The organism is Streptomyces sp. NPDC097981 (assembly GCF_040302565.1).
In the GTDB taxonomy this organism is placed as follows: Bacteria; Actinomycetota; Actinomycetes; order Streptomycetales; family Streptomycetaceae; genus Streptomyces.
Window position 1 is genome coordinate 198,538 of sequence record NZ_JBEORW010000009.1, and the last position, 13,536, is coordinate 212,073.

11 protein-coding genes are annotated in these 13,536 nt (G+C 70.4%); all 11 read left to right on the top strand.

Translation table 11 applies throughout. The features are described 5' to 3' along the window. Positions 1 to 4: 4 nt before the first annotated feature. The gene (locus tag ABTY04_RS11935) at positions 5 to 1,453 is read left to right on the top strand and encodes a glycosyltransferase family 2 protein (RefSeq protein WP_352213213.1); all 1,449 of its coding nucleotides are present in this window, start codon (positions 5 to 7) and stop codon (positions 1,451 to 1,453) included. After that, the gene (locus ABTY04_RS11940; protein WP_352213214.1) at positions 1,450 to 2,733 is read left to right on the top strand and encodes a glycoside hydrolase family 113; all 1,284 of its coding nucleotides are present in this window, start codon (positions 1,450 to 1,452) and stop codon (positions 2,731 to 2,733) included. Before ABTY04_RS11935 ends, ABTY04_RS11940 begins: the two co-directional genes overlap by 4 nt. A 264-nt stretch (positions 2,734 to 2,997) precedes the next feature. Beyond that, entirely contained in the window at positions 2,998 to 4,527 is a 1,530-nt protein-coding gene (gene folC / locus ABTY04_RS11945) for a bifunctional tetrahydrofolate synthase/dihydrofolate synthase (protein WP_352213215.1), read from the top strand. Positions 4,528 to 4,530: 3 nt separating this feature from the next. Then, positions 4,531 to 4,875 (top strand): DUF4233 domain-containing protein, encoded by a 345-nt coding sequence (locus ABTY04_RS11950; protein WP_352213216.1) that lies wholly within the window; start codon positions 4,531 to 4,533, stop codon positions 4,873 to 4,875. Between the two features lie 114 nt (positions 4,876 to 4,989). Next, positions 4,990 to 5,403, top strand: coding sequence for a nucleoside-diphosphate kinase (ndk, locus tag ABTY04_RS11955; RefSeq protein ID WP_352213217.1), 414 nt, complete (start codon positions 4,990 to 4,992; stop codon positions 5,401 to 5,403). A gap of 293 nt (positions 5,404 to 5,696) precedes the next feature. Then, entirely contained in the window at positions 5,697 to 6,716 is a 1,020-nt protein-coding gene (locus ABTY04_RS11960) for a rod shape-determining protein (RefSeq protein WP_008738981.1), read from the top strand. 126 nt (positions 6,717 to 6,842) lie between these two features. Continuing rightward, entirely contained in the window at positions 6,843 to 7,787 is a 945-nt protein-coding gene (gene mreC, locus ABTY04_RS11965) for a rod shape-determining protein MreC (protein ID WP_352213218.1), read from the top strand. Positions 7,788 to 7,799: 12 nt separating this feature from the next. After that, positions 7,800 to 8,504 (top strand): rod shape-determining protein MreD, encoded by a 705-nt coding sequence (gene mreD, locus ABTY04_RS11970; RefSeq protein WP_352213219.1) that lies wholly within the window; start codon positions 7,800 to 7,802, stop codon positions 8,502 to 8,504. 13 nt (positions 8,505 to 8,517) lie between these two features. Further along, the gene (gene mrdA / locus ABTY04_RS11975; RefSeq protein ID WP_352213220.1) at positions 8,518 to 10,692 is read left to right on the top strand and encodes a penicillin-binding protein 2; all 2,175 of its coding nucleotides are present in this window, start codon (positions 8,518 to 8,520) and stop codon (positions 10,690 to 10,692) included. A gap of 7 nt (positions 10,693 to 10,699) precedes the next feature. Then, positions 10,700 to 11,899, top strand: a complete 1,200-nt coding sequence (gene rodA, locus ABTY04_RS11980; protein ID WP_352213221.1) for a rod shape-determining protein RodA — start codon at positions 10,700 to 10,702, stop codon at positions 11,897 to 11,899. Between the two features lie 82 nt (positions 11,900 to 11,981). Further along, on the top strand, positions 11,982 to 13,505 hold the full coding sequence (locus tag ABTY04_RS11985; protein ID WP_352213222.1) for a CYTH and CHAD domain-containing protein: 1,524 nt from the start codon (positions 11,982 to 11,984) through the stop codon (positions 13,503 to 13,505). The last annotated feature ends 31 nt before the right edge of the window (positions 13,506 to 13,536 follow it).

Consider the following 13,536-nt stretch of genomic DNA (forward strand, 5'->3'; position numbering starts at 1 on the left):
TCCCATGACCCTCGCCCCGTTACAAGAGGTCGCGACCACGTCCCGTCGCGATGCGAAGCTGGTGCAGCGCCATGCCGACTGGAAGCCCGGCGTACTGGCCTTCCTGCTGCCCTTCCTGATACTCGCCGGCTTCGGCCTGTGGGCGTTCCAGCCGAACCCGACCCCGCTGGGCTGGACGCTGTCGGTCGTCTGGTCGCTGCCCGGCATCGGCGTCATGGTCGGTCTCCAGGGCGCCCTGCTGATCCGCCGCCGACTGCGCAAGGCGCACCGGATGGTCCCGCCGGCTCCGGTGGACGAGGACTTCCTCATCGTGCTCGTGCCGACCATCGGCCGCCACGACACGTACCCGGCGCTGGAGCGCTCGGTCCTCAGCTACGTGGAACACCTCCCCCCGTACTTCCCGCGCATGCGCGTCGACGTCCTCACGGAAGAGGGCTGCGAGGCGGCCGAGCGGATCGGCGACCTGGCCGCGACGGACCCCCTGATCCGCGTGGTCACCGTGCCCAAGGCGTACGAGACGGCGAACGGCACCCGTTTCAAGGCCCGTGCGAACCACTACGCGCACGAGCTGCGGATCGACGAGGGCGAGGCCCTCGACGACGTCTGGGTGCTGCACATGGACGACGACACCGGAGTCGGCCCCGACACCGCCGCATCCATGGCCCAGTTCGTCAACCGCCAGCGGCGGGCCGGCGACGAGGGCAAGCACATGGCGCAGGGGATCCTCGCCTACCCGCGCGAGAACGCCGTGAACCGGTTCACCTGGCTGGCCGACGCGGTCCGGCCGGCCGACGACATAGCCCGGTTCCGCGCCCTCACCGGTCTGGGCACCCCGGTCGCCGGCGTGCACGGGGAGCTGCTGCTGCTCCGTGCCTCCGTCGAGGCGGCCATCGGCTGGGACTTCGGCCCGAAGGCCATCGTCGAGGACGCGCAGCTGGCGCTGACGTTCTGCCGCACGTATCCCGGCCGCAGCGACTGGTTCAACGGCCGCTGTTACGGCGCCTCGCCGGCCACCACGAAGGATTTCGTCAAACAGCGCGAACGCTGGGCCTGGGGTCTGGTCGCCCTCTGCTTCAACCGCACGCTGCCGCTGCGGTACCGCTGGTTCCTGTTGCTCTGCGTGGTCACCTGGGTCATCGGGCCGCTCCAGCACATCGCGACCGTGCTCCTGGTGGCCTGGCTCGTCGGCGATTTCAACACCTCTCCTGTGGCCCAGTCCGTCGTGTTCATGTGGGCGCTCAACTTCGCGTACGTCATCTGGACGTACTGGGAGGGGCTGCGGCTCAACGCCCTGGTCTCGGCGAACGGCAGGCGGCGCTGGTGGGAGCCGCTCGCCGTGCTCGTCCTCATCCCGGTGTTCTCCGTGCTGGAAGGGCTCGGCGGTCTGCGCGGGCTGATCAAGTTCGTCAAGCGCGAAGAGAACAAGTTCGTCGTCATCGCCAAGCCCGCATGAGAAACCGAGAGCCCCTCGTGAAGAACGAGAAGACGAAGCGTTCCAAGGTCCCGTTGCTCGCGATCCTGCCGGTGACCGTGACCTCTCTGGTCATCGGGCTGCCGTTCGTGGTCGGCGACCACCCCCTGCGCTGGCGGCCCGGCTCCGTCAAGCCGGTCCTGGTCCTGCACGACCCGCCGCCCGCCAAGGGCCGCGGCGGCGACACCGTTGTGGCCGCCGGGGGCGGCGCTGCGGCCGAGGAGCCGGCCGAGCCCGCAGAGCCCACCGGGCCCCTGCCGAAGGTGGACCGGCCCTGGAAGGCGGGCATGCCCGAGTGGGGCGTCCAGATCTTCTGGGAGGACAAGAAGGAGCGCAGCGACGCGTACGTCGAGAAGAAGGCGCGGGAGCAGGCCGCCTACCTCGTCGGGCTGAAGGCCAACTCGGTCTCCGTCTCCTTCCCCTTCTACACGGAGGGCCGCACGTCGACGAAGCTCGCGGCCGGCAAGGGCACCCCGACGCCCGCACACCTTGAGACGGTCCTGCGCGTCTTCCACGACGCGGGACTGCGCACCACCGTCCGCCCGACCCTGGACGAGGCGGTCCTCGTCCCGCCGAAGGGCTGGCGCGGCAACATCGAGCCGGCCGACAAGGAGGCCTGGTTCGATGCGTACGAGGCCATGCTCGGCCCGTACCTCGACGCGGCCCAGCGGCAGCAGGCGGCGACGTTCGTGATCGGCACGGAGCTGAACTCGATGGAGGGCGACCCGGGCTGGAAGACCCTGATCGCGGCGGCCGGGAAGCGGTTCAAGGGCGAGGTGTCCTACGACGCCAACTGGGACAACTACGTGGGCGGCCGCATCGCGGTGCCCGTCAAGCGGCTCGGCGTCGACGCGTACTTCCCCGTCATGGTCCCCGACGACGCCCCCGTGGACCGGCTCGTCGACGGCTGGAACGCCTGGCTGGACAAGAAGAGCAAGGACGCGCTGCCGCGGATCGTCCTCTCCGAGGCGGGCATCAGCGCCATGGACGGGGCGTACCGGGCTCCCGGCGACTTCTACGCGAAGCGCAAGGCGAACCCCGCGGTGCAGGCCAACTGGTACAAGGCGGTCTGCGAGGTCGTCCGGGAGCGGCGGATGGCGGGCGTGTACTGGTGGTCGGTCACCTTCGACTCCGACCCCAAGGCCGCTCCCAAGGAGGAGGGCTCCCGGCTGGACTTCGCGGGGCGCCCGGACACCGAGCGGGAGATCCGGACCTGTTTCGGCTCCGACTACGCCGGTCCGGGCACTGATTCCGCGCCCTGACCCCACGGCGCTGCGCGGCCCCTCGACGGCGTCGGCCCGACTTGTCCGGAGTGTCGGTCGGCCGCCACCGGGGGCGCCGGCCCGCGGTCCCGGCCACCCTCGGGTACGTGGCCGGCGCCCGGGCACGGCCTTGCGCACCTGAGGCATTTGTTCCCTGATCTCCCTTCCATAGGATTTGCATAACGATCCGGTCGCATCCCTCGCCGAACGTCCCGAAACGGCCGGGTCGAAAGTCCGCGGGCCCTCCGTCCGTAGACTGGCCTCGTGAGTGAGCAGCAGCCCGAGAGCAACGGACCCGACGACCGCGACGAGACCTTCGAGGTCTTCGAACGGATCGTGGCCGAAGAGTCCGACCGCGACCCCGACCTGGCGGTGATCGAGGCCGGCAGCCGCACCCTGCGCGCCCAGGCCGGACCGCCCCAGGGCGAACCGGTGCCCGCGCAGCCCGTCGACCCGGAGGTGGCGAGGGCGCTCCAGGAGGTGGAGCAGGAGCTCTCCACCCGCTGGGGCGAGACCAAGCTGGAGCCGTCCGTGACGCGCATCGCCGCGCTGATGGACGTCCTGGGCGAACCGCAGCGCGCGTACCCCTCCATCCACGTCACCGGCACCAACGGCAAGACCAGCACCGCCCGCATGATCGAGGCCCTGCTGAACGCCTTCGAGCTGCGCACCGGCCGCTACACGAGCCCGCACGTGCAGTCCGTCACCGAGCGCATCAGCCTGGACGGGGCGCCGATCACTGCCGAGCGCTTCGTCGAGACGTACTACGACATCAAGCCGTACGTGGAGATGGTCGACGCCTCCGAGGAGTTCCGGCTGTCCTTCTTCGAGGTGCTCACCGGTATGGCGTACGCGGCGTTCGCGGACGCCCCGGTCGACGCGGCCGTCGTCGAGGTCGGCATGGGCGGCACCTGGGACGCGACCAACGTGATCGACGCCTCGGTCGCGGTGATCACCCCCATCAGCCTGGACCACACGGACCGCCTGGGCGCCACGCCCGGTGAGATCGCGGGGGAGAAGGGCGGCATCATCAAGCAGGACGCCACCGTGATCCTCGCGCAGCAGCCGGTGGACGCGGCGCAGGTGCTGCTGAAGAAGGCCGTCGAGGTCGACGCGACGGTCGCCCGCGAGGGCATGGAGTTCGGCGTCGTCTCGCGCGAGGTGGCGGTCGGCGGGCAGATGCTGACGCTGCGCGGCGTGGGCGGCGAGTACGACGGCATCTTCCTGCCGCTGTACGGGGCCCACATGGCGCACAACGCCGCGGTCGCGCTGGCGGCGGTCGAGGCCTTCTTCGGCGTCGGGGCGCAGCAGTCCCGGGAGCTGGACCTGGAGACCGTACGCAGGGCCTTCGCCTCGGTGACCTCGCCGGGCCGGATGGAGGTCGTGCGGCGCAGCCCGACGGTGGTCCTGGACGCGGCGCACAACCCGGCGGGCGCGCAGGTCACGGCGGAGGCGGTGACCGAGGCCTTCGGCTTCAGCCGGCTGATCGGGGTCATGGCCGCGAGCGAGGGCAAGGACGTGAAGGGGGTTCTCGAGGCCTTCGAGCCGATCTTCGCGGAGATCGTCGTCACGGAGAACTCCAGCCACCGGGCGATGTCCGCGGACGAGCTGGCGGCGGTCGCGGTCGAGGTCTTCGGGCCCGACCGGGTGCAGGTGGAGCCGCGGCTGGACGACGCCCTGGAGGCGGCGATCACCCTTGCGGAGGAAGAGGCCGAGTACGGAGGGGCCGGGGTCCTGGTGACCGGTTCCGTGATCACGGTGGGCGAGGCCCGCCTGCTGCTGAAGAGGGGCTGAGGAATGCGCACGCTGTGTGCTTCGACGCTGATCGGCGAGTTCTTCGTGATCGGCTTCGCGGGGCTGGTGGCCATGAAGAACCCGGACCTGACGCAGGCGGCGGTCTGGACGGTCTGCGGGGTCGCCATGCTGCTGTCGGTGCTGCTGTGCGGGATGCTGTCGCGTCCGGGCGCGGTCCAGATCGGCTGGGCGCTGCAGATCGGCCTGGTCCTGAGCGGGTTCGTCGTCCCGATGATGTTCTTCCTCGGGGCCGTGTTCGCGGGGCTGTGGTGGTGCTCGGTGCACTACGGCGGCAAGATCGACGCGATCAAGGCCCGCTGGGCGGCCCAGAGCGAGGCCCAGGCCTGAGACCGAGGCCGCCGGAGCGCGGCCGCCGGGGCGGGCCGGGGGGAGCGCGCAGGGGGCCTGCTGACTCCCTGTAGCCTCGTTGGACCGCACCCGTTTGCCGCAAGGAGCCACGACATGACCCAGCGCACTCTCGTCATCCTCAAGCCGGACGCCGTCCGTCGCGGCCTGGTGGGCGAGATCATCGGCCGCATCGAGCGCAAGGCCGGCTGGACCATTCCCGCGCTGGAGCTGCGCACCCTGAGCCGCGAGACGCTGGAGACGCACTACGCGGAGCACGTGGGCCGCCCGTTCTACGAGCCCCTCATGGACTTCATGGCCGGCGGTCCCGTCGTCGTCCTCGCCGTCGAAGGGGAACGCGTGATCGAGGGTGTCCGCCAGCTGGCCGGACCCACTGACCCGATCGCCGCGGCTCCCGGCTCCATCCGGGGGGATTTCGGCACCATCACCCGCGAGAACCTCATCCACGCATCGGACTCCGAGGAGTCCGCCGAGCGCGAGCTGAAGCTGTTCTTCCCCGTCCTCGGATGAGTCCTTCCTGACGCAACATCAGCCGAATAGCGCTCATGACCTGGGGCGACCGAAGTAATTTCGGTCGCCCTTCGGTATTGCCGGGCACTTGCGGGAACGCATGTGCCGGACACGTCGTCACCACTAAGGGGGCGGGTCCCCGTTCCGGCGGGATTACCGGAGTCCCGTCGCGCGGTGTTCGTACTTGCGGCATTACGATGGGGCCTCCACCCACACACCCACCTCGCCGACCTGACAGCAGCCGCTATCAACCGGAAGGCCAGACGCTCCTCATGGGGAACAAGGGGAACAACATGTCGTTCATCGGCCGTGACATGGCGATCGACCTCGGGACCGCCAACACGCTGGTGTACGTGAGGGGCCGGGGGATCGTCCTGAACGAGCCGTCCGTGGTCGCCATCAACACGAACACCGGTGGCATCCTGGCGGTCGGCTCCGAGGCGAAGAAGATGATCGGCCGGACGCCCGGCAACATCGTCGCCGTCAGGCCCCTCAAGGACGGCGTGATCGCCGACTTCGAGATCACCGAGCGTATGCTCCGGTACTTCATCCTCAAGATCCACAAGCGCCGCTACCTGGCCCGTCCGCGCGTCGTGGTCTGCGTCCCCTCCGGCATCACGGGAGTGGAGCGCCGCGCCGTCATCGAGGCGTCCACCCAGGCGGGCGCCCGCCAGGTGCACATCATCGAGGAGCCCATGGCCGCCGCCATCGGCTCGGGCCTGCCCGTCCACGAGGCCACCGGCAACATGGTCGTGGACATCGGCGGCGGCACCACCGAGGTCGCCGTCATCTCCCTCGGCGGAATCGTCACGGCGCAGTCCATCCGGGTGGCCGGCGACGAGCTCGACAACGCGATCATCCAGCACATCAAGAAGGAGTACTCGCTCCTCCTCGGTGAGCGGACCGCCGAGCAGATCAAGATCACCATCGGGTCGGCGTACGACCTCGACAAGGACGAGCACACCGAGATCCGCGGCCGGGACCTGGTCTCCGGCCTCCCGAAGACGGTCGTGATCTCCGCCGCCGAAGTCCGCAAGGCCATCGAGGAGCCCGTCAACGCCATCGTCGACGCGGTCAAGACCACCCTGGACAAGTGCCCGCCGGAGCTCTCCGGCGACATCATGGACCGCGGCATCGTCCTGACCGGCGGCGGCGCCCTGCTGCGCGGCCTCGACGAGCGGCTGCGCCGTGAGACGGGCATGCCGATCCACATCGCGGAGGACCCCCTCGACTCCGTGGCCCTCGGCTCCGGCAAGTGCGTCGAGGAGTTCGAGGCGCTCCAGCAGGTCCTGGACGCCCAGCCCCGGCGCTGACGAAGACCCCCTCCGGGGGCCATGCGGAACCCAAGGATCCGCCGTACGGGCGCTGCCGCGCCCGTACGGCGGATCGTTGATATACAGACAAAGAAAATTCTGACGAGGAAGGCACGGCCGCCGCACGTGAGGGACACACGAGAAAGCCGGCTGCTCCTGGTGCTCCTGATCGCCATCGCGTTCGCATTGATCACGGTGGACATCAGGGCAGGCGAGGAGTCTCCGGTCGACGGCGCCCGGCAGGCCGCCGCAGCGGTCTTCGGCCCGGTCGAGGAGGGCGTCGCGACCGCGGTCGACCCTGTCGCGAACGCGATAGGGGCTGTGCGGGACTCCGGCGAGCGCCACAACCGCATCGCCACGCTGGAGCGCGAGAACGCCGCCCTGAAGGCCAAGCTGGGCAGTGACGACCAGACCCGCAGCCGGATCCGCGAGCTCGACGAGATGCTCAAGCGGGCCGGCGCCGGACAGTACGGCATCAAGGGCGCCGAGGTCATCGCCATAGGAGCGGCCCAGAACTTCTCCTGGACCGTCACCATCGACGCCGGCAGCAAGGACGGCATCGAGCGCGACATGACCGTCATCAACGGGGACGGACTCGTCGGCCGGGTCGCCACCGTCGGCCCCGACACCGCCACCGTCGTCCTCGCCAACGACCCCGACTTCACCGTGGGCACCCGCCTGGAGAAGACCGGCGAACTCGGCTTCGCCACCGGCCAGGGCGACCGCGCCCTGTCCGTCCAGATGCTCAACGGCAAGGCCAAGGTCAGCCCCGGCGACCGGCTCGTCACCTTCGGCTCCCGCGGCAACAAGCCGTTCGTACCCGGCGTCCCGATCGGAGAGGTCGTCAAGGTCGACCCCTCGCGCGGCGATCTGACCCGCACCATCTGGGTCCGGCCGTTCGTCGGCTTCTCGCGCCTGGACATCGTCGGCGTCGTCGTCATGCCGCCGCGCGAGGACCCGCGCGACGCCGTTCTGCCCCCCAAGCCCGAGGTGAAGCCGACCCCGACGGTCACCGTCACGGTCACCCCGTCGCCGTCCGCCAGCGGGCCCGCCAAGCCGGCCGACGAGTAGGAGCTGACCGTCATGCGCTTCAACCGGATCCTGCTCTCGGCCACGCTCGCCGTGGTCGCCCTCGTCGTCCAGGTCGCCGTCCTGGGCCGGCTGCAACTGCCCGGCGCCGTACCCGACCTGGTCCTGCTCACCGTCGTCGCCCTCGCCCTCGTGTACGGGCACCTCAGCGGCGCGCTCATCGGCTTCGCCGCCGGACTCCTCGCCGACCTGGCCCCGCCCGCCGACCACGCCGCCGGGCGGTACGCGCTCGTCCTCTGCGTCATCGGGTACGCCGCCGGCCTGGCCCGCCCCGACTCCGGGCGGTTCCGCTCCGCCTGGGGCCCGATGCTGACCGTCGTCGCCGCCGCGATCGGCTCCACCCTGCTCTACGCCGGCGTGGGCGCCCTCGTCGGCGACACCGCCGCGCGCCACGTCGGGCTCACCGGGCTGCTGTTCACCGCGACCCTCTACGACCTGCTGCTCGCCCCGTTCACCGTGCCGTTCATCATGGCGCTGGCCCGCCGCGCCGAGAACGACCCCCTGGCCGTCGAGGCGAACGGCGGCCCCGCCACGGGCACCGACGTGTCCGCCGGATGGCTCGCCGGCGGCACCGGTCTGCGGATCGGCAGCCAGCGCGGAGGCCTGCGCATGAGGACCGCCCGCAGCCGCGCCAACAAGGCAGTCCGGATAAAGGGCCTCAAGGGAATCAAGAGTGTGAAGAGCGTCAAGAAGCTGTGAGGGGGGAGCTCCCGTGACCAATGTCCCCGAGACCGGCCGCACCTCCCGGGTGCAGATCCGGCTCGTCATCCTCCAGGTCCTCGTCCTCTCCTTCCTGTTCACCCTCGGCGGGCGCCTCTGGTACCTCCAGATCCGCAACGGGGCGGAGTACTACCACGAGGCCAAAAGCAACCACGTCCAGCAGGTCGTCCAGCCTGCCGTCCGCGGCTCGATCCTGGACGCCCGCGGTGTCCCGCTCGCCGACAACGAGACCCGCCTGGTCGTCTCCGCCAGCCGCACGGCGCTGATGAAGATGAAGGACAAGGGCAAGGACGTCCTGACCAGGCTCTCCGGCGTACTGGACCTGAAGCCGCAGGACGTCATGAACAAGATCCGCATCTGCGACTCCCAGACCCCCAAGCCCTGCTGGAACGGCTCCCCGTACCAGCCGATCCCGGTCACCACCGAGGCCACCACCCAGCAGGCCCTCCAGATCCGCGAACGCCCCGAGGAGTTCCCCGGCATCACCGCCGAGCCGACCGCCGTACGCCGCTACCCCGCGCCCGGCGGCGCCAACACCGGCCAGGTGCTCGGCTACCTCTCCCCGGTCACCGACGACGAGATCCAGAAGGCCAAGACCACCAACTCGCCGCTGCTGCGCTCCGACCAGGTCGGCCGCTTCGGCCTGGAACGCACGTACGACAGGACCCTGCGCGGCAAGTCCGGCGTCACCCGCTACGAGGTCGACAACCTCGGCCGGGTCATGGGCCAGGCCAAGAACGACCCGACCATCCCCGGCGCCCACCTCGTGACCAGCATCGACGCCCGTGTCCAGGGCGTCGCCGAGTTCGAGCTGAACGCGGCCATGGTCGAGGCCCGCAAGCAGGTCGACCGCAACACCGGCGTCCCGTACAAGGCCGACGCCGGCGCCGTCGTCGTCCTGGAATCCAAGACGGGCCGGGTCGTGGCCATGGCCTCCATGCCGACGTACGACCCGAACGTCTGGGTCGGCGGGATCTCCGGCAAGGACTACGCCAAGCTCACCGCCAAGGAGTCCAACGTCCCGCTGATGAACCGGGCGATCCAGGGCCAGGCGGCCCCGGGCTCCATCTTCAAGGTCATCCCGACCGCGGCCGCCGTCAACGCCGGGTACAAGTTCGACGGCGAGTACCCCTGCCCGAGCTCGTACTCCATCGGCGGCCAGGTCTTCCGGAACTTCGAATCGCAGGGGCACGGCTCGATCACCCTCGGCCGGGCCCTCGAAGTCTCCTGCGACACCGTCTTCTACGCCCTCGGCCACAAGGAGTGGCTGAAGGACGGCGGGCTCAAGCCGAAGAAGCCCCCGGCCGAGATCTTCTACAAGACCGCCCACCAGTTCGGCCTCGGCGCCGAGACCCACGTGGACCTGCCGGGCGAGGAGAAGGGCCGGGTTCCGGACCGCGCGTGGAAGCAGCGGTTCTGGCAGGCCAACAAGGACATGTGGTGCAAGACCGGCAAGAAGGGCGGCACCTACGTCGAGCTGCTGTCCTACGAGAACTGCCTCGAAGGCAATCTCATGCGCGCCGGCGACGCCATCAACTACTCCATCGGCCAGGGCGACACCCTCGTCACCCCGATCCAGATGGCCACCATCTACGCGGCCATCTGCAACGGCGGCACCCTGTGGAACCCGACCATCGGCAAGGCCGTCATCAGCGCCGACGGCAAGCAGGTCGAGATGATCAAGCCGCAGGCCCACGGCCGGCTTCCCATGACCGAGACCACCCGGCGCCAGATCGGCGCCGCGCTGGAGGGCGTCGCCACCCGCGGCACCGCCGCCTGGCGCTTCGGCGGCTGGCCGCAGAAGCAGATCCCCATGCACGCCAAGACCGGCACCGCCGAGGTCTACGGCAAGCAGACCACCTCCTGGTTCGCCACGTACACCGAGGACTTCACGATCGTGATGACGATCTCCCAGGGCGGTACGGGCTCGGGTGCCTCCGGCCCCGCCGTCCGCAACATCTACAACGCCATCTACGGCCTCGACATGGCCGGTCAGCAGGACGTCGAGAAGGCCTTCCTGCTCAAGCCGGAGGCGAAGCTGCCCACCATCGAGCCCGACGGCTCCATCGTCGCCCCCGACATCAAGCCGTACGTGCCCCCGTCCCCGGAGGAACCGGTACCCGCGCTCGCCGGTCCCCCCGCCCCGCCCGTCGCGCGGCAGGACTGAGACCCCGATGCAGACCGCGAACAAGTTCTCCGTATCCCGGTACGCGCCCGAGCGCGGCGCGTTGGCCAAGCTGACCTCGCGCGACTCGGTGCTGCGCCGGCTCGACTGGCCGATACTCCTCTCGGCGCTCGCCCTGTCCTTCATCGGCGCCCTGCTGGTGTGGTCGGCGACCCGCAACCGCACCCAGCTCAACCAGGGCGACCCGTACTACTTCCTGGTCCGGCACGCCATGAACACCGGCATCGGCCTCGTGCTGATGATCGGCACCATCTGGCTCGGCCACCGCACCCTGCGCGGCGCCGTGCCGATCCTGTACGGGCTCTCCCTGGTGCTCATCCTCGCCGTGCTCACCCCGCTCGGCGCCACGATCAACGGCGCCCACGCGTGGATCGTGATCGGCGGCGGCTTCTCGCTCCAGCCCTCCGAGTTCGTGAAGATCACGATCATCCTGGTCATGGCCATGCTGCTGGCCACGCGCGTGGACGCGGGCGACCTCGTCCACCCCGACCACCGCACGGTGGTCAAGGCGCTGTGCCTGGCCGCCGCGCCGATGGGCATCGTCATGCTGATGCCGGACCTCGGCTCCGTCATGGTCATGGTCATCATCGTGCTCGGCGTCCTGCTCGCCTCCGGCGCCTCCAACCGCTGGGTGCTCGGGCTGCTCGGCTCCGGCACGGCCGGCGCCGTCCTGATCTGGCAGCTCGGCGTGCTCGACGAGTACCAGATCAACCGCTTCGCGGCCTTCGCCAACCCGGACCTCGACCCCGCCGGCGTCGGCTACAACACCAACCAGGCGCGCATCGCGATCGGCTCCGGCGGACTGACCGGCTCCGGGCTCTTCCAGGGCTCGCAGACCACCGGCCAATTCGTGCCCGAACAGCAGACCGACTTCGTCTTCACGGTGGCGGGGGAGGAGCTGGGCTTCGTCGGCGCCGGGCTGATCCTGGTCCTGCTCGGCATCGTGCTGTGGCGGGCCAGCATGATCGCCCGGGAGACCACCGAGCTCTACGGGACGATCGTGTGCGCCGGGATCATCGCGTGGTTCGCCTTCCAGGCGTTCGAGAACATCGGGATGACCCTCGGGATCATGCCGGTGGCGGGGCTCCCCCTGCCGTTCGTCTCCTACGGAGGATCGTCGATGTTCGCCGTGTGGGTGGCGGTGGGACTGCTGCAGTCGATCAGGGTGCAACGGCCGATGTCGGCCTAGCGGGGGCCGGTCTTCGGCCGCTTCCGCCGTTGATTCGGCGTTCACCCTGCCTTCGTGATCCGTTCAGGACTAAATTCAATCCATGGCGGACACGAAACGCGAGATCGAGCGCAAATTCGAGTTCACGACGAGCAAGGCCGAGCGACGCGGAGTCCCGGACCTGACCGGCACGGCCGCGATCGCGGCCGTCGCCGACCAGGGCACCGTCGACCTCGACGCGGTCTACTACGACACCCCCGACCAGCGGCTCGCCGCCGACGGCCTCACCCTCAGGCGCCGCACCGGCGGCGCCGACGCCGGCTGGCACCTCAAACTGCCCGTCTCCCCGGGTGTCCGCGACGAGGTCACCGCGCCCCTCAGCGACACCGTCCCCCGCTCCCTCACCGCGCTCGTCCGCTCCCGCGTCCGCGACAGCGCCCTGGAACCCCAGGTCCGGCTGCTCTCCTCCCGCCGCGTCACCCACCTCCTCGACGCCGACGGAGCCCTCCTCGCCGAACTCTCCACCGACGCCGTCCGCGCCGAACGCGGCGACGCGGCCGCAGCCTGGACCGAGGTCGAGGTCGAACTCGCCGACGGCATCGACCCCGCCCTCCTCGACTCCGTCGAAAAGAAGTTCCGCAAAGCCGGACTCCGGATCTCCGACGCCCCCTCCAAACTCGCCCGGGCCCTCACCGAGACGGGCACCGCACCGCCGCCCCGGCCCGAGCCCGCCCCCGCCGATGCCACCGCGGGCGCGCACGTCCTCTCGTACCTGCGCGAACAGCGTGACGCCCTCATCGCCCAGGACCCCGCCGTCCGCCGCAGCCTGCCCGACTCCGTCCACCAGATGCGGGTCGCCTGCCGCCGGATGCGCAGCGCCTTCAAGACCTACCGCAAGGTCCTCGACCGCAACGCCACCGACCCCGTCGGCGAAGAGCTCCGCTGGCTGGCCGCCGAGCTCGGCCTCGACCGCGACCAGGAAGTCCTGTACGAGCGCCTCCAGGCCCGCATCGCCGAGCTCCCGCGCACCCTCGTGCTCGGACCCGTCCGCAGCCGCCTGCGCGTGTGGAACACCACCCGCCGCTCGGGCACCCGGCGCCGCGCACTCGCCGTACTCGACGCCAAGCGGTACACGGCCCTGCTCGACACCCTCGACGCGCTGCTGGCCGACCCGCCCCTGCTCCCCGCCGCGGACAAGCCCGCCGCCCAGGCCCTGCCCAAGGCCATTCTGCGCGACTACGAACGCCTCGCCACCCGCGTCGCGGCCGCCCTCGACCTGGAACCGGGCACGCCGCGCGACCTGGCCCTCCACGACGCCCGCAAGGCCGCCAAGCGCGCCCGCTACGCGGCGGAGGCGGCCGTACCAGCGCTCGGCAAACCGGCAAAACAGCTGGCCAAGGCCATGAAATCCGTCCAGAGCCTGCTCGGCGACCACCAGGACGGCGTCGTCGCCCGCGAAGCCCTGCGCGACCTCGCCGTCCAAGCGGCCGGAGCGGGGGAGTCCGCCTTCACCTGGGGCGTCCTCTACGGCCGCGAGGAGGCCCTGGCAGAGCGGAACGAACGGGAACTTCCGGATGTATGGGATCAAGCTGCCGCCCCCGCGCTCCGGGCGGACCTCGGCACCTAGGCGGTGATCTTGGCGGTGGGAGGCGGCTGCG

Coding starts and splice junctions, on each gene's coding strand:
- ABTY04_RS11935 (WP_352213213.1), top strand. CDS start 5: ATGACCCTCGCCCCGTTACAAGAGGTCGCGACCACGTCCCGTCGCGAT.
- ABTY04_RS11940 (WP_352213214.1), top strand. CDS start 1,450: ATGAGAAACCGAGAGCCCCTCGTGAAGAACGAGAAGACGAAGCGTTCC.
- ABTY04_RS11950 (WP_352213216.1), top strand. CDS start 4,531: ATGCGCACGCTGTGTGCTTCGACGCTGATCGGCGAGTTCTTCGTGATC.
- ndk (WP_352213217.1), top strand. CDS start 4,990: ATGACCCAGCGCACTCTCGTCATCCTCAAGCCGGACGCCGTCCGTCGC.
- ABTY04_RS11960 (WP_008738981.1), top strand. CDS start 5,697: ATGTCGTTCATCGGCCGTGACATGGCGATCGACCTCGGGACCGCCAAC.
- mreD (WP_352213219.1), top strand. CDS start 7,800: ATGCGCTTCAACCGGATCCTGCTCTCGGCCACGCTCGCCGTGGTCGCC.
- rodA (WP_352213221.1), top strand. CDS start 10,700: ATGCAGACCGCGAACAAGTTCTCCGTATCCCGGTACGCGCCCGAGCGC.
- ABTY04_RS11985 (WP_352213222.1), top strand. CDS start 11,982: ATGGCGGACACGAAACGCGAGATCGAGCGCAAATTCGAGTTCACGACG.